Origin of the sequence: Ramlibacter sp. MMS24-I3-19, assembly GCF_050320135.1 — a bacterium.
Lineage (GTDB): Bacteria > Pseudomonadota > Gammaproteobacteria > Burkholderiales > Burkholderiaceae_C > Ramlibacter.
In genome coordinates this window covers 719599-735225 of sequence record NZ_CP190017.1, presented here as the reverse complement: position 1 = coordinate 735225, position 15627 = coordinate 719599, and the positions used below count along the sequence as shown (strand labels likewise).

Sequence of the window (15627 nt, the reverse complement as noted above, 5' to 3'; positions counted from 1 at the left end):
AGCTCAGCCGGCCACCAGCCTCAACCGCGTGATCTCCGACGGCGCGCCGAACCGCTTGGGCGGCCCCCAGTAACCTGTTCCGCGGCTCACGTAGACCCAGAGCCGTCCGAGCCGATGCAGCCCGGCCGTGAAAGGCTGCTGGAAACGGACGAAGAACACCCACGGCAGGAACTGGCCGCCGTGCGTGTGCCCCGACAGTTGGAGGTCGAAACCGGCCTGCTCGGCGGCTGTGGCGCTGCGGGGCTGGTGCGCCAGCAGCACCTTGGCACCAGCGTGTTTGGGCGCCCCCGCGAGGGCGGCGTCCGGATCGCTCTGGTGCGTGGCGTCGAAGTGGTGGGCCGTGAAGTCGGTGACGCCGGCGAGCACGAGCGCGCTGCCCTCGCGCTCGATCACCACGTGTTCGTTGAGCAGCACGCGGATGCCCAGCCGCCGCACCTCGGCCAGCCAGGGCGCGGCGCCCGCGTAGTACTCGTGGTTGCCGGTGACGAAGAAGCTGCCATGGCGCGAGCGCAGACCGGAGAGCGGCGCGACGTGCGGCCCGAGCTCGTGCACCGGACCGTCGACCAAGTCGCCGGTGATCGCGACCGCATCGGCCTCGAGCGCATTGACCCGATCGACGATGCGCTGGATGTAGCGGGCGCGGATCGTCGGGCCCACGTGCAGATCGCTGATCTGGGCAATGGTGAAGCCTTGCAGCGCCGCCGGCAGGCCGGCGATCGGCACGTCGACCTGCTTGACGCGCGCCGTGCGCCGCGTGTTCAGGAAGCCCACCAGCGTGGCGGCCAGGGCGAGCAAAGGCACCCACGGCGCGGTGGCGTTCGCCAGGCCCGCCGGCGCCCCCGCCAGCCAGCCGGCCAGCAGCACCAGTTCGCGCAGCAGCGTCAGCACGAACTGCGAGGAGAACAGGCCCAGCGCAAACAGTCCCGCGCCTGCCAGCTGGTCCGAGCGCGGCGGCCGTGCCCAGCGCCGCGCCGTCAGTCCCATGGGCACCAGCACGGCCGACGCGAGCAGCCACAAGCCGAGCGCGATGGCGCCGGGCAGCGGCAGGTGCGCAAGAAGGCGCAACCCGATCAGCAGGTGGAGCAGGCCGGAGAGGAAGAACAGGCGCATCAGGCGAAGCATCGTGCGGGGCAGAGGGAGCGCGCAGGTGAGGCTGCAGGCGCGGAATGCAAGCCATCAGCGTCAGTTCAGGTAAGCTTGAACGAAGTCTTACAAACAGGCATCGAGGAGACATCTATGCACATTGGCGTTCCCGCCGAAACGATGCCGGATGAAAAGCGGGTGGCGACCGTCCCCGCGGTGGTGGAGAAGCTGGTCAAGCTCGGGTTCTCGGTGGCCGTGCAGAGCGGCGCCGGCGATGCCGCGAACTTTTCCGACGACGCGTACCGCGCGGCCGGCGCCGAGGTGGTGCCCGATGCGCCCACCCTCTGGCAGCGCTCCGACATCGTGTTCAAGGTGCGGCCGCCCACCAGCGCCGAGGTCGGCCTGCTGCGCGAGGGCGGCATGCTCGTCGGCTTCGTCTGGCCGGCGCAGAACCCGGAACTGATGCAGCAGCTGGCGGGGCGCAGGGCCACCGTGCTGGCCATCGACGCGCTGCCGCGGCAACTGTCCCGCGCCCAGAAGATGGACGCGCTGACCTCGATGGCGGGCATCAGCGGCTACCGCGCGGTGATCGAGGCGGCCAATGCATTCGGCCGCTTCTTCAATGGCCAGATCACGGCCGCCGGCAAGATCCCGCCGGCCAAGGTCTTCATCGCGGGTGCCGGCGTGGCCGGGCTGGCCGCCATCGGCACCGCAGCCAACCTGGGCGCGATCGTGCGCGCCAACGACACCCGCGCCGAAGTGGCCGACCAGGTGAAGTCGCTCGGCGGCGAGTTCGTGAAGGTCGACTACGAGGAAGAAGGCTCCGGCGGCGGCGGCTACGCCAAGGTCATGAGCGAGGGCTTCCAGCAGGCGCAGCGCGCGATGTACGCGCAGCAGGCCAAGGACGCCGACATCGTCATCACGACCGCCCTGATTCCCGGCAAGCCGGCGCCCAAGCTGATCACGGCCGAGATGGTGCGCACCATGCGGCCGGGCAGCGTCATCGTCGACATGGCGGCCGAGCAGGGCGGCAACTGCGAGCTCACCGAGCCGGGCCGCGCGGTGGTCAAGCACGGCGTCACCATCATCGGCTACACGGATCTTGCAAGCCGCCTGGCCACGCAGTCGTCCACGCTGTACGCGACCAACCTGCTGCGGCTGGCCGAGGAGCTGTGCAAGTCGAAGGACGGCGTCGTCAACGTCAACATGGACGACGACGCGATCCGCGGCCTCACGGTGATCAAGGACGGCGCCATCACCTGGCCCGCACCGCCGCCCAAGCTGCCCGCCGCGCCTGCGCAGGCCAAGCCGGCCGCGGCCGCACCGGTCGCGAGCAAGGGGCACGGCCACGGCCCGGGCGAACCGATGTCCGGCAAGTCGCTGGCGATCGTCTTCGGCGTGGGCGTGCTGCTGTTCCTGCTGGTCGGGCTGTACGCGCCGGCCTCGTTCCTGTCGCACTTCACCGTGTTCGTGCTGGCCTGCTTCGTCGGCTACATGGTGATCTGGAACGTGACGCCGTCGCTGCACACGCCGCTGATGAGCGTGACCAACGCGATCTCCTCGATCATCGCCATCGGCGCGCTGATCCAGGTCGCGCCGCCGATCACCGGCGCCGGCGCGTCGCGTCCCGCCCAGCTGATCCTCGGGCTGGCCGTGTTCGCGCTCGCGCTCACGGCCGTCAACATGTTCGGTGGCTTCGCGGTCACGCGCCGCATGCTGGCCATGTTCCGCAAATAAGAAGGCCAGCAGATGTCCTCCAGCCTCGCTTCGATGGCCTACATCGGCGCCACCATCCTGTTCATCCTGAGCCTGGGTGGTCTCTCCAATCCCGAGACCGCGCGCCGCGGCAACCTGTTCGGGATCATCGGCATGGCCGTCGCGGTGCTTGCCACCGTGTTCGGCCCGCGCGTCACCCCGGCCGGCATTCCCTGGATCGTCGGCGCACTGGTGGTCGGTGCGGCCGTCGGCCTGATCGCTGCCAGGAAGGTGCAGATGACGCAGATGCCCGAGCTGGTCGCGTTGATGCACAGCCTCGTTGGCCTGGCCGCATGCCTCGTGGGATTTGCCAGCTACGTCGACACCTCGATCGCGTTCGAAGGCGCCGAGAAGGCCATCCACGAGGTGGAGATCTACGTCGGCATCCTGATCGGCGCCATCACGTTCTCCGGCTCGATCATCGCGTTCGGCAAGCTGTCCGCGCGCATCGGCGGCAAGCCGGTGCTGCTGCCCGGTCGCCACTGGCTCAACCTCGCGGGGCTGTTGGTCGTCATCTGGTTCGGCCGCGTGTTCCTGCACGCCGAGACCATGCAGGGCGGCATGACCGCGCTGATCGTGATGACCGTCATCGCGCTGCTGTTCGGGGTGCACATGGTGATGGCCATCGGCGGCGCCGACATGCCGGTGGTGGTGTCGATGCTGAACAGCTATTCGGGGTGGGCGGCGGCCGCCACCGGCTTCATGCTGTCCAACGACCTGCTGATCGTGGTGGGCGCGCTGGTCGGGTCGTCGGGCGCGATCCTGTCGTACATCATGTGCCGCGCGATGAACCGCAACTTCATCAGCGTCATCGCGGGCGGGTTCGGCTCCGGTGGCGGCGCTGCGCCTGCAGCCGCGGGCGGTGCGCAGCCGGCCGGCGAGGTCACGCCGATCAGCGCGGCGGAAACGGCCGAGATGCTGCGCGAGGCCAAGAACGTGGTCATCGTGCCGGGCTACGGCATGGCGGTGGCGCAGGCGCAGCACACTGTCTACGAGATCACCAGGCTGCTGCGCGAGAAGGGCGTCAACGTGCGCTTCGGCATCCATCCGGTGGCGGGCCGCATGCCGGGGCACATGAACGTGCTGCTGGCCGAGGCCAAGGTGCCGTACGACATCGTGATGGAGATGGACGAGATCAACGACGACTTCCCGGACACCGACGTCGCGATGGTGATCGGCGCCAATGACATCGTGAACCCGGCGGCGCAGGACGATCCGGCGAGCCCCATCGCCGGCATGCCGGTGCTGGAGGTCTGGAAGGCCCACCACTCCATCGTGATGAAGCGCAGCATGGCCTCCGGCTATGCGGGCGTCGACAACCCGCTGTTCTACAAGGAGAACAACCGGATGCTGTTCGGCGACGCCAAGAAGATGCTCGACGAGGTGCTGGCCGCATTGAGGGCCTGAGCGCCCGCGCGCTGACCGGCGCGGCAATCACCGTTTCGTGTCTGGACACCGGCCGTGGCGCCGGCGGCGGGATCGTGCTGCCGCAGCGCGCGCTGGCGACAGCAGGAGCAGGAACGCCCGGGACACAATCGGCGTGCCCCGGAATTGAAGGAGACAGAAGAATGAGCAACCGCCCCTGGCTAGGCGCCTATCCCCCCGGCGTGCCGGCCGACATCGATGCCTCGCAGTACCGCTCGCTGGTGCAGCTGGTGGAGGAGAGCTTCCGCAAGTACGCCGACCGGCCTGCCTACAGCTTCATGGGCAAGGACGTGACGTATGGCGAGACCGATGCACTGAGCCGCGCTTTCGCGGCCTACCTGCAGGGGCTGGGCCTCGCCAAGGGCGACCGGGTGGCGATCATGATGCCCAACGTGCCGCAGTACCCGGTGGCCGTCGCCGCCGTCCTGCGCGCGGGCCTGGTGGTGGTGAACGTCAACCCGCTGTACACGCCGCGCGAGCTGGAGCACCAGCTGAAGGACGCGGGCGCCAAGGCGATCGTGATCCTGGAGAACTTCGGCCACGTGCTGCAGCAGTGCATCGCCAACACGCCGGTGCAGCACGTGGTGCTGGCCGCGATGGGCGACCAGCTGGGCGGACTGAAGGGCGCGCTGGTGAACTTCGTGGTGCGCAAGGTCAAGAAGCTGGTGCCGCCGTTCCGGTTGCCCAGCGCCGTGCGCTTCAACGACGCGGTGGCGCAGGGCGCACGCAGTGCGCCGCGGCCGGTGGAGATCGGGCCCGCCGACGTGGCGGTGCTGCAGTACACCGGCGGCACGACCGGGGTGTCCAAGGGCGCGATGCTGCTGCATCGCAACGTCATCGCCAACGTGCTGCAGTCGGAGGCGTGGAACGCGCCCGTGATGGGCAAGGTGCCCGCCGGCGAGCAGCCCACCGGCGTGTGCGCGCTGCCGCTGTACCACATCTTCGCGTTCACGGTCGGCATGATGCTGTCGATGCGCACGGGCGGGAAATTGATCCTGATCCCGAATCCGCGCGACCTGGCCGGCACGTTGAAGGAGCTCTCGAAGCATCGCTTCCACAGCTTCCCCGCCGTCAACACGCTGTTCAACGGCCTGGCCAACCATCCCGACTTCAACAAGGTCGACTGGAGCCACCTCAAGGTCTCGGTCGGCGGCGGCATGGCGGTGCAGGGTGCGGTCGCCAAGCTGTGGCTGGACAAGACCCATTGCCCGATCTGCGAAGGCTACGGCCTCTCGGAAACCTCGCCGTCGGCCAGCTGCAACCCGGTGACCAGCACTGCCTACAGCGGCACCATCGGCGTGCCGCTGCCCTCGACGACGATGAAGATCGTCGACGACAACGGCAACGACGTGCCCATGGGCCAGCCGGGCGAGATCGCCATCCAGGGTCCGCAGGTGATGGCGGGCTACTGGCAGCGCCCCGACGAGACCGCCAAGGTCATGACGCCGGACGGCTTCTTCAAGTCGGGCGACATCGGCGTGATGGACGAGCGAGGCTACTTCCGCATCGTCGACCGCAAGAAGGACATGGTGCTGGTCTCCGGCTTCAACGTGTACCCCAACGAGGTCGAGGACGTCGTGGCGCAGCTGCCTGGGGTGCTCGAGTGCGCGGTGGTCGGCGTGCCCGACGAGAAGACCGGCGAGGCCGTGAAGCTGGTGATCGTGAAGAAGGATCCCGCGCTGACCGAGCAACAGGTGCGCGACTTCTGCCACGCCAACCTCACCGGCTACAAGCGGCCGCGCGTCATCGAGTTCCGCACCGACCTGCCCAAGACGCCGGTCGGCAAGATCCTGCGCCGGGAGCTGCGCGATCGCAGCTAGCCTGGCGCGCGACTTGCGTTCCACGATCCGCTGCCCATGCTTCGCTTCCTTGTCACCCGCCTGACCCTCGTCATCCCGACCTTCATCGGCATGACGCTGCTGGCGTTCGTGCTGATCCGGCTGGTGCCGGGCGACCCGATCGAGACCATGGCCGGCGAGCGCGGCATCGACGCGGTCCGGCACGCCGCGCTGGTGCACGAGTACGGCCTGGACCGGCCGTGGTGGACGCAGTACGGCCAGTACATCGGCCGCGTGCTGCACGGCGACCTGGGCAAGTCGATGATCACGCAGGCGCCGGTGCTGCAGGAGTTCGGTGCGCTGTTCCCCGCCACCGTGGAACTGGCGCTGTGCGCGATCGTGTTCGCGCTGCTGCTGGGCATCCCGGCCGGCATCCTCGCGGCGGTGCGACGCAACTCGGTGTTCGACCACGGCGTCATGGCCACCTCGCTCACCGGCTACTCGATGCCGATCTTCTGGTGGGGCCTGCTGCTCATCCTGCTGTTCTCGGTGCAGCTGGGCTGGACACCGGTGTCGGGGCGCATCGCGGTGGAGTACTACATCGAGCCGAAGACCGGATTCCTGCTGGTCGATGCGCTGCTCAGCGACGACAAGGGCGCGTTCGGTTCGGCGCTCAAGCACCTCGTGCTGCCCGCCATCGTGCTGGGCACCAACCCGCTGGCCGTGGTCGCACGCATGACGCGTTCGGCGATGCTGGAGGTGCTGGGCGAGGACTACATCCGCACCGCGCGCGCCAAGGGCCTGCCGCCGCTGCGCGTGGTCGGCGTGCATGCGCTGCGCAACGCGCTGATCCCGGTGGTCACCGTCATCGGCTTGCAGGTGGGCGTGCTGTTCACCGGCGCCATCCTCACCGAGACCATCTTCTCGTGGCCGGGCGTCGGCAAGTGGCTGATCGACGCCATCAGCCGCCGCGACTACCCGGTGCTGCAGGGCGGCCTGCTGCTGCTCGGTGCGGTCGTGATGCTCGTCAACCTGCTGGTGGATGTGGCGTACGGCTTCATCAACCCGCGCATCCGCCGTTGACCCCATGGCCGACATTCCCGACGCCCTGACGTTGCCCGCCGGCGCGCCGACGCAGGTTCCGCCCGGACCGCTGCGCGAGTTCTGGATCGCCTTCAGCGCCAACCGCGGCGCGGTGATCGGCCTCGTGGTCATCGTGCTGCTGCTGCTGACCGCGGTGTTCGCGCCGTGGATCGCGCCGCATGCGCCGCAGGACACCAACAGCGCCGCGTTCCTCAAGCCGCCGGTGTGGCAGGACGGCGGCAGCGCCCAGGCGCTGCTGGGCACGGACGCGATCGGCCGCGACATCCTCTCGCGCCTGGTCCACGGCGCTCGCCTGTCGCTGTCCATCGGCCTGGGCGTGGTGGCGATCTCGCTGCTGGCCGGCGTGTCGCTGGGCCTGGCGGCCGGCTTCGCCCGCGGCTTCGTCGAGATCGCGATCATGCGGGCGATGGACATCCTGCTCACGCTGCCCAGCCTGCTGCTCGCGATCGTGGTGGTGGCCATCCTCGGGCCGGGGCTGGTCAACGCGATGCTCGCCGTCGCGGTGGTGCTGCTGCCGCACTACGTGCGGATCACGCGTGCCGCGGTCGTGACCGAGATCTCCAAGGACTATGTGATGGCCGCGCGCGTCGGCGGCGCGGGCACGTTGCGGCTGATGTTCAGCGAAGTGCTGCCCAACTGCGCCGCGCCGCTGATCGTGCAAGCGTCGCTGGGCGTGTCCAGCGCCATCCTCGACGCGGCCGCGCTGGGATTCCTGGGCCTGGGCGCGCAACCGCCCGCCCCCGAGTGGGGAACCATGCTGGCCGACGCGCGCGAGTTCGTGCTGCGCGCCTGGTGGGTAGTCACCTTCCCCGGCCTGATGATCCTGATCGCCGTGCTCGCCTTCAACCTGCTGGGCGACGGCCTGCGCGACGCGCTCGACCCGAAGCTGAAACGATGAAACTGAAGACGGACATCCGAACGCAAAAGACGCAAAAGTGCGCAAAAGGCGCGAAAGACACCCCTTGAAAGATGAGTTTTTTCGCGTCTTTCGCGTCCCTTCTGCGTCTTTTGCGTTCGGCTGTCCGCATTGACTTTCATGCCCCTGCTTGAGATCGAAGACCTCCACGTCGACTTCCCCACGCAGGGCAGCGTGCTGCATGCGGTCGAAGGCGTGAGCCTGAAGGTGGACCAGGGCGAAGTGCTGGGCATCGTGGGCGAGTCGGGCTCGGGCAAGAGCGTCTCGATGATGGCGCTGATGGGGCTGGTCGGGCATCCGGGGCGGGTGCGGGCGAAGGCGCTTCGCTTCGGCGGCCACGACCTGCTCGGTCTCTCGCCGGCGCAGCGCCGCCGGCTCGTGGGCAAGGACCTGGCGATGATCTTCCAGGACCCGACTACCAGCCTCAACCCCTGCTTCACCATCGGCGACCAGCTGGTGGAGACGCTGCGGCTGCACCTGCCGCTGGACCGGGCCGGTGCACGGCGCCGTGCCATCGAGCTGCTTGAGCAGGTCGGCATTCCGGCCGCCGCCAGCCGCATGGGCGACTACCCGCACCAGCTCTCGGGCGGCATGAACCAGCGCGTGATGATCGCGATGGCGATCTCGTGCAACCCGCGCCTGCTGATCGCCGACGAGCCCACCACCGCGCTCGACGTCACGATCCAGGCGCAGATCCTCGACCTGCTGCAGCGGCTGCAGGCCGACACCGGCATGGCCCTGGTGCTGATCACGCACAACATGGGCGTGGTGCACGAGATGGCGCACCGGGTCGCCGTGATGTACGCGGGCCAGGTGGTCGAGGAACAGGCCGCCGATGCGCTGTTCGCCCAGCCGCAGCATCCCTACACAGAGGCGCTGCTGGCGGCCCTGCCCGAGCGCGGCGACGCCGGGCAGCGGCTGGCCACCATTCCCGGTGTCGTCCCCGGCGTGTTCGACCGCCCGACCGGCTGCCTGTTCGCGCCGCGCTGCGCCTATGGCACCGCGCATTCGCGTGCCGTGCGGCCCGAGCTGCGCCCCTGGCAGGGCGGGCAGGTGCGCTGCCATTACCCGCTGGGCGATCCGCAGCGCGACGCCGCGCGCGCCCACGACGCCCCGGTCGGGGCGGAGGCGTCCGAATGAGCGTGGTCGTCGAAGCACAGGATCTGCGCCAGGTCTATCGCGTGCGGCGCGGCCTGTTCAAGCCGCCGGCGCAGCTGCAGGCGGTGGGCGGCATCTCGTTCAGCATCGCGCCCGGGCGCACGCTGGCGGTGGTGGGCGAGTCGGGCTGCGGCAAGTCGACGCTCGCGCGCATGGTGTCGCTGATCGAGAAGCCGACCGACGGCCGCCTGCTGCTCGATGGCATCGACGCAGTGCAGCCGCCGTCCGGCGAGCGCCGCCACCTGCGGCGCTCGGTGCAGCTGGTGTTCCAGAACCCGTACGCGTCCCTCAATCCGCGCAAGAAGATCGGCTCGGTGCTGGAGGCGCCGCTGGCCATCAACACCGACCTGCCGGCGGCCGAGCGCGCCGACCGTGCCCGCGAGATGCTGGCGCAGGTGGGCCTGCGGCCCGAGCACGCCAACCGCTATCCGCACATGTTCTCGGGCGGCCAGCGCCAGCGCATCGCCATCGCGCGGGCACTGATGCTGCAACCCAAGCTGCTGGTCGCCGACGAACCGGTATCGGCCCTCGACGTGTCGATCCAGGCCCAGGTGCTGAACCTGCTGGCCGACCTGCAGGCGAAGTACCAGCTGGCCTACCTGTTCATCTCGCACGACCTCGCGGTGGTGCGCCACATTGCGCACGACGTGCTGGTGATGTACCTGGGCCTGGTGATGGAGCAGGGCCCGCGCGACAAGCTGTTCGCGCAGCCGCTGCATCCGTACACGCAGGCGCTGCTGGCGTCGACGCCCGGTGTCGGTTCGCGCCAGCGCCGCATCGTGCTGCAGGGCGAGCTGCCCTCGCCGCTGGCGCCGCCGGCGGGCTGCGTGTTCTCCACCCGCTGCCCCTATGCCGTGGAGCGGTGCCGCGCCGAGCGTCCCGAAGCGCGCCTGGTCGACGAACGCCGCGTCGCCTGCCACTTCGCCGACGACTTCCTGCGCTCGGGTTTTCCCGCCCCGCGTGCTTCCGATAATCAAACCCCCAGCGCCGCAGCGGCGCGCTAGCACTGAAGGAGAAGCTCGATGCAAACGTTCCCCTCCCGCAAGCAGGTCGCCCTGGCCGTCCTGGCGCTCGTCTGCGCCGCCGGCGCCTCGGCCAAGACGCTGGTGTTCTGCTCCGAAGGCAGCCCGGAGAACTTCTATCCCGGCGTCAACACCACCGGCACTTCGTTCGACGCCAACGAGCCGGTCTACAACCGCCTGGTGGAGTTCGAGCGCGGCGGCACCAAGGTGGTCCCCAGCCTCGCCGAGAAGTGGGACATCTCCGCCGACGGCAAGGTCTACACCTTCCACCTGCGCAAGGGCGTGAAGTGGCACAACGCGCGCGCGTTCAAGCCGACGCGCGACTTCAATGCCGACGACATCGTGTTCTCGTACGACCGCATGTGGCACGAGAGCAATCCGTACTTCAAGGTCACCAGCTCGAACCACTCGTACTGGAACGACCAGGGCTTCCCGCGGCTGGTGAAGGCGATCGAGAAGGTCGACGACTCCACGGTGCGCATCACGCTGAACCAGGCCGAGGCGCCGTTCCTGTCCAACCTGGCGATGCCGTTCGCGGCCATCCAGTCCAAGGAATACGCCGACGCCATGCTCAAGGCCGGCACGCCCGAGAAGATCGACCAGGACCCCATCGGCACCGGCCCGTTCTACCTGGTGCAGTACCAGAAGGACGCGGTGATCCGCTACAAGGCCTGGGCGCCGTACTGGGGCGGCAAGGCGAAGATCGATGACCTGGTCTACGCAATCACGCCGGATGCGTCGGTGCGCTGGGCCAAGCTGCAGAAGGGCGAGTGCCATGTCATGCCGTACCCGAACCCGGCCGACCTGGAGGCGATGAAGAAGGACCCCAACGTGAAGGTGCTGGAGCAGCCCGGCCTGAACGTGGGCTACCTCGCGTACAACGTGACGAAGAAGCCGTTCGACGACGTGCGCGTGCGCAAGGCCGTCAACATGGCGATCAACAAGAAGGCGATCCTCGACGGCGTGTACCTGGGCACCGGCATCCCGGCCAAGAACCCGCTGCCGCCGTCCATGTCCGCGTACAACGACGCGATCAAGGACGATCCGTACGATCCGGAAGCCGCCAAGAAGCTGCTGGCGCAGGCCGGCCTCGCGAACGGCTTCACCACCGACCTGTGGGCCATGCCGGTGCAGCGCCCGTACAACCCGAATGCCAAGCGCATCGCCGAGCTGATGCAGGCCGACCTGGCCAAGATCGGCGTCAAGGCCGAGATCAAGACCTTCGAGTGGGGCGAGTACCGCAAGCGCATGCAGGCCGGCGAGCACCAGATGGGCATGCTGGGCTGGACCGGTGACAACGGCGACCCGGACAACTTCCTGGCCGTGCTGCTCGGCTGCGATGCGACCAAGAACAACGGCTCCAACGTGTCGAAGTGGTGCTACCAGCCCTTCGAGGACCTGATCCAGAAGGGCAAGGTCGAGACGAAGCAGGTCCGAGCGCGACCGCCTCTACAAGCAGGCGCAGGTGGTCTTCAAGGAGCAGGCGCCCTGGTTCACGATCGCCCACGCCGTGCAGCTCAAGCCCGTGCGCAAGGAAGTGGTCGACTTCAAGCTCAGCCCGTTCGGGCGCCACACCTTCTACGGCGTGGATATCAAGTCACAGTGAAATCGCTGCGCGATTTCACTCTGGTTGTTTGATCAGTTGAACGAGGACCGGCGGAGCCGGATCCTCGCTCAAGGTGTGTTCGCGCCGCGCGCTGCGCCGCGCGAACGGTTCGACCTGCGGTCGTAGACTGCGGCGATGCGCACCGCCATCGTCGCCGCCATGCAGGAGGAACTCGCCGCGGTGCTGGCGCTGATGCCGCACGAGGGCAAGGAGGTGGCCGCGGGGCGCGAGTTCTTCGTGGGCGACCTGCATGGCCGTGAGGTCGTGGTGGTGCTCTCGCGCATCGGCAAGGTCGCGGCGGCCACCACCGCGACCCTCCTCGTCGAACGCTTCCACGTCGACGAGATCGTGTTCACTGGCGTCGCCGGCGGGCTTGCGCCCGGCGTGGACGTGGGCCACGTGGTGGTCGCGGACCGCTTCCTGCAGCACGACCTGGACGCCTCGCCGATCTTCCCGCGCTTCGAGGTGCCGCTGTATGGCACCAGCACCTTCGCCTGCGACGCCGCACTGACGGCGCGCGTCGCCGCGGCGGCCGCGCGCGCCCTGCCGGGCGTGCACCTGCACCGCGGCCTGGTGGTGAGTGGCGATCGTTTCGTGGCCACCACCGGCGAAAGCCGCGCGCTGCAGGCGGCCCTGCCCGCCGCGCTGGCCGTGGAGATGGAAGGGACCGCCTTCGCGCAGGTGTGCCACGACTGCGGCGTGCCGTTCGCCGCCGTGCGCACGATCTCCGACCGCGCCGACGACATGGCGCACATCGACTTCGCCACCTTCATCCGCGACGTGGCCAGCCGGCACTCGGCCGCCGTCGTCCGCGCACTGCTCGCCTGAGCAGGAAAACGTAACCATCTGCGCGCGAGCTTCCCGCGCGCTGTTGCACGTGCGCCGCGCCGTGCGGGCATCTGCACCGCCACTGGCTCGACGTCGAGCTCCTCGATGGCTCAGCCATTGCCGAATTGCTGAGCCGCATCCGCACCACGATGCGGCGAGGTGGTGTGACTTCTGCCGCACCTGCGGAAGCTCATGTTTTCTTACGTTTGTAGTCGGTCGCCTACTGGCCTGTAGGACCCTGCCGACACTAGAGTCCCGGCTCCTGCTGAGCCTCCTGCGCACCACCGGTTTCTTCCGGCCCGCAGACGAGTCAGCGCCTGCAATCGGCCCGCCCGGCATCGCTCCCGGCGCAGGCCCTTCACGGAGCCCCTGCCTTGAAACGTCGCCTGTTCCTCCTGTCCGGATCTGCATCTGCCGCTGCTGCTGCGCTCACCGCTTGTGGCGGGGGCGGCGGTGGAACCGCCGCCGACGTGGCCGCGAGCACCGACGTCGCGAACACGGCTGCGGGGACGACTGTCGGCACCACGGCCGCCAGCACGCCGGTCGCGACCACTGCCGCGACGGCCGGCACGACATCCACGGCCGCGACTCCGACGACGAGCACGAGCACCAGCACGCCGACGCAGGCCTCGAACACCCAGACGCAGGCGTCGACCAGCCAGACGCAGACGTCCACGCAGACGACGCAGCAGGCCAGCACCAGCACCACCACCACCGGATCCACCATCGGCGGCCTGCCGTCCAAGATCCTGGGCTGCTACTACACCGCCTGGGACACGTCGTACCGCATCACCGACGTGCCGCTGGACTTCAACGTCATCTACCTGTTCAACGCCCAGAACGGCGGCACCAACACCGGCGACGGCTCCTGGACCTGGCCGTTTGCCAGCGAAGTGCCCGCGGCGCAGATCCAGCAGGTGCGCCAGCGCGGCCAGAAGGTGATCCTCACGGTCGGCGGTGCAGGCCTGGGCTTCGTCTACACGAACCGCACGCAGTCGACCAACTGCGTCAACTCCATCAAGTCCATCGTCAGCCAGATCGGCGGCATCGACGGCGTCGACTTCAACAACTACGAAGCCGGCATCATGAATTCGGGCAACGTCTCGGCCATGTGCACCGAGATGGTCTGGATCGCGCAGCAGCTGCGCGCGACCTACGGCCCCAACTTCGCCATCACCTCGCCCGCGGGTGCCGCCGGCACGCTGGACGAGAACCTGATGGTGGCGCTGAAGAACGCCGGCCTCCTGACCTATGCCGCGCCCCAGCACTACGACTGGAGCGGCTTCAACGCGGTGGGCTACATCGCGAACTCCGTCGACACGTGGTCGCGCGCGCTGGGCGAGTCGCAGGTCGTCGTCGGCCTGTCGGCGAACTACAGCAACGGACCGTCGCTGAGCGACTGCACGCGCGAGTGGGCCACCATCAAGGCGGCGCACCCGAACATCCGCGGCCTGTTCTGCTGGAGCGCGCAGACCAACATGAGCGGCGGCAACGTCTGGGGCTCCACGATGAAGGCGGCCCTGGGCTGACCGGTTCGCCGTCGCGGCACCGCCGCCGTGCCGGCCCTTTTTCCTTGACGCCACCCGGCGGCGCTGCCCGCCCGGTGGCCTTCCTGCGCCCACGTGCCGGATCGATACGTGCTTCTACGCACGCCGGTGTCAGTAGCGGGTCAGGGCTCCTGCGGATAACCCCAACCATGAAAATCCGGAAGCTGGTTCTGGCGGCTTGCCTCTGCCCGCCCGTTTGGGCTTGCGCGCAGGCCGCCATGCCCGTGCTCACCTTCCCGCAGGCCATGCAGGCCGCCCGCGACACCGTCGAGGTCTCCATCGCCCGCCGGGCCGTCGAGGGCGCTCGGGCCGATGTCGCCACCGCCGACCATGCGCCGGCGCCCGTGCTCACCACCAAGGCGAGCCAGATGGACCTGCAACACGGCATCGGCCCCGGCAACCTGCTGCGCGACAAGCGGATCGACAAGTCGGTCGGCGTCGACTGGACCTACGAGCGGGGCAACAAGCGCGAGCTGCGCACCCGCGCCGCAGCGCGCACCGCCGACGCCGCCGCCTCCGACTTCCAGGAAGTGGTGGTCCAGCAGCAGATCGCCGTCGCCGCCGCCTACTGGGATCTCGCCGCGGCGCAGGAGCGCGTGCTGCAGGTCGCCGACATCACCCGCAGCGCCGCCGACCTGGCGGCGGCCTCCAGCCGGCGCCAGCGCGCCGGCGACATCTCCCAGCAGGAGAGCCTGCGCACCGAGATCGAATCCAGGCGCGCCGAGGCCGACCTGCGCGCCGCGCAGGCCGATCGCGTGCGGGCGATGCTCGCGCTGGGCCAGCTGCTTGGCCAGCGCGGCGAGTTCGCCGTCGAGGCGAGCTGGCCCCCGGTCACCGCGGATGCCGGCGCGCAGCCCGACCCCGAGCAGCGCGCCGACGTGCGGGCCGCCCGGCTGCGCGTCGAGGCCGCGCAGGCGGCGTTCGACAACGCGCTGGCGCTGCGCCGCAACGACGTCACGATCGGCTCCTCCATCGACCATTGGCCCGGCACCTCGAATCGCCTGGTGGAACTGCGCCTGTCGATGCCGCTGGCCGGCGTGCTGGGCAGCTACAACTACGAGGGCGAGATTGCCCGCGCCCGCGCCGGCCTCGACCAGGCGCAGGACCAGCTGGAAAAGGCGCGCCGCGCGGCGCTGGCCGAGACCGGCCGCCTCGGCGAGGAACTGCGCGCCACCGCCGCCCGCGCCGCCGAGTTCGAGCAGTCCATCGTGCCGCGGACCGCCAGGTCGCGGGCATGGCGGAGCTGGCCTACTCGAAGGGTGCGCTGCCGCTGGTAGACCTGATCGACGCCCGTCGCACCCTGCGCGCCGTGCTCCTGGACGACATCGCCGCGCGCGCCGAACATGCGCGCGCACAGGCCGCCTGGCAACTGCGCCAGGCCAGCGCCACACCGTGAGACCCAAGC

Annotated in this window: 12 protein-coding genes and 1 pseudogene; 12 read left to right on the top strand and 1 reads right to left on the bottom strand. The window is 69.2% G+C overall.

Features of this window, described 5'->3' with window-relative positions; all coding sequences use genetic code 11:
* Positions 1 to 3 precede the first annotated feature (3 nt).
* Positions 4 to 1110, bottom strand: a complete 1107-nt coding sequence (locus ACPWT1_RS03595; RefSeq protein WP_427914047.1) for a metallophosphoesterase — start codon at positions 1108 to 1110, stop codon at positions 4 to 6.
* Positions 1111 to 1236: 126 nt separating this feature from the next.
* Here ACPWT1_RS03595 and ACPWT1_RS03590 point away from each other — a divergent pair, with 126 nt between their 5' ends.
* From ACPWT1_RS03590 to ACPWT1_RS03535, 12 genes and pseudogenes are all read left to right on the top strand, one after another.
* Complete coding sequence (locus tag ACPWT1_RS03590; protein ID WP_427914046.1) at positions 1237 to 2820, top strand: Re/Si-specific NAD(P)(+) transhydrogenase subunit alpha; 1584 nt, start codon at positions 1237 to 1239, stop codon at positions 2818 to 2820.
* Between the two features lie 12 nt (positions 2821 to 2832).
* Positions 2833 to 4245 carry a Re/Si-specific NAD(P)(+) transhydrogenase subunit beta gene (pntB, locus tag ACPWT1_RS03585; RefSeq protein WP_427914045.1) on the top strand — a complete coding sequence of 471 codons (1413 nt, stop codon included), beginning with the start codon at positions 2833 to 2835 and terminating at the stop codon, positions 4243 to 4245.
* Positions 4246 to 4406: 161 nt separating this feature from the next.
* Positions 4407 to 6083 carry a long-chain-fatty-acid--CoA ligase gene (locus ACPWT1_RS03580; protein WP_427914044.1) on the top strand — a complete coding sequence of 559 codons (1677 nt, stop codon included), beginning with the start codon at positions 4407 to 4409 and terminating at the stop codon, positions 6081 to 6083.
* Positions 6084 to 6119: 36 nt separating this feature from the next.
* Positions 6120 to 7124 carry an ABC transporter permease subunit gene (locus ACPWT1_RS03575; RefSeq protein ID WP_427914043.1) on the top strand — a complete coding sequence of 335 codons (1005 nt, stop codon included), beginning with the start codon at positions 6120 to 6122 and terminating at the stop codon, positions 7122 to 7124.
* A 4-nt stretch (positions 7125 to 7128) separates the two neighbouring features.
* Positions 7129 to 8043 carry an ABC transporter permease subunit gene (locus tag ACPWT1_RS03570; protein ID WP_427914042.1) on the top strand — a complete coding sequence of 305 codons (915 nt, stop codon included), beginning with the start codon at positions 7129 to 7131 and terminating at the stop codon, positions 8041 to 8043.
* A 138-nt stretch (positions 8044 to 8181) separates the two neighbouring features.
* A complete protein-coding gene (locus ACPWT1_RS03565; RefSeq protein WP_427914041.1) occupies positions 8182 to 9201 on the top strand; it encodes an ABC transporter ATP-binding protein in 1020 nt (339 codons plus the stop codon).
* The gene (locus tag ACPWT1_RS03560) at positions 9198 to 10223 is read left to right on the top strand and encodes a dipeptide ABC transporter ATP-binding protein (RefSeq protein WP_427914040.1); all 1026 of its coding nucleotides are present in this window, start codon (positions 9198 to 9200) and stop codon (positions 10221 to 10223) included. The genes ACPWT1_RS03565 and ACPWT1_RS03560 overlap by 4 nt, the downstream gene beginning before the upstream one ends.
* An 18-nt stretch (positions 10224 to 10241) precedes the next feature.
* Positions 10242 to 11847 (top strand): annotated as a pseudogene (locus tag ACPWT1_RS03555) (ABC transporter substrate-binding protein).
* 135 nt (positions 11848 to 11982) lie between these two features.
* Entirely contained in the window at positions 11983 to 12675 is a 693-nt protein-coding gene (locus ACPWT1_RS03550) for a 5'-methylthioadenosine/adenosylhomocysteine nucleosidase (protein WP_427914039.1), read from the top strand.
* Positions 12676 to 13049: 374 nt separating this feature from the next.
* A complete protein-coding gene (locus ACPWT1_RS03545) occupies positions 13050 to 14204 on the top strand; it encodes a hypothetical protein (RefSeq protein ID WP_427914038.1) in 1155 nt (384 codons plus the stop codon).
* A gap of 236 nt (positions 14205 to 14440) precedes the next feature.
* On the top strand, positions 14441 to 15499 hold the full coding sequence (locus tag ACPWT1_RS03540; RefSeq protein ID WP_427914037.1) for a TolC family protein: 1059 nt from the start codon (positions 14441 to 14443) through the stop codon (positions 15497 to 15499).
* Entirely contained in the window at positions 15457 to 15618 is a 162-nt protein-coding gene (locus ACPWT1_RS03535; protein ID WP_427914036.1) for a hypothetical protein, read from the top strand. Before ACPWT1_RS03540 ends, ACPWT1_RS03535 begins: the two co-directional genes overlap by 43 nt.
* The last annotated feature ends 9 nt before the right edge of the window (positions 15619 to 15627 follow it).

Coding starts and splice junctions, on each gene's coding strand:
- ACPWT1_RS03595 (WP_427914047.1), bottom strand. CDS start 1,110: ATGCGCCTGTTCTTCCTCTCCGGCCTGCTCCACCTGCTGATCGGGTTG.
- ACPWT1_RS03590 (WP_427914046.1), top strand. CDS start 1,237: ATGCACATTGGCGTTCCCGCCGAAACGATGCCGGATGAAAAGCGGGTG.
- pntB (WP_427914045.1), top strand. CDS start 2,833: ATGTCCTCCAGCCTCGCTTCGATGGCCTACATCGGCGCCACCATCCTG.
- ACPWT1_RS03580 (WP_427914044.1), top strand. CDS start 4,407: ATGAGCAACCGCCCCTGGCTAGGCGCCTATCCCCCCGGCGTGCCGGCC.
- ACPWT1_RS03575 (WP_427914043.1), top strand. CDS start 6,120: ATGCTTCGCTTCCTTGTCACCCGCCTGACCCTCGTCATCCCGACCTTC.
- ACPWT1_RS03570 (WP_427914042.1), top strand. CDS start 7,129: ATGGCCGACATTCCCGACGCCCTGACGTTGCCCGCCGGCGCGCCGACG.
- ACPWT1_RS03565 (WP_427914041.1), top strand. CDS start 8,182: ATGCCCCTGCTTGAGATCGAAGACCTCCACGTCGACTTCCCCACGCAG.
- ACPWT1_RS03560 (WP_427914040.1), top strand. CDS start 9,198: ATGAGCGTGGTCGTCGAAGCACAGGATCTGCGCCAGGTCTATCGCGTG.
- ACPWT1_RS03550 (WP_427914039.1), top strand. CDS start 11,983: ATGCGCACCGCCATCGTCGCCGCCATGCAGGAGGAACTCGCCGCGGTG.
- ACPWT1_RS03540 (WP_427914037.1), top strand. CDS start 14,441: ATGCCCGTGCTCACCTTCCCGCAGGCCATGCAGGCCGCCCGCGACACC.
- ACPWT1_RS03535 (WP_427914036.1), top strand. CDS start 15,457: ATGGCGGAGCTGGCCTACTCGAAGGGTGCGCTGCCGCTGGTAGACCTG.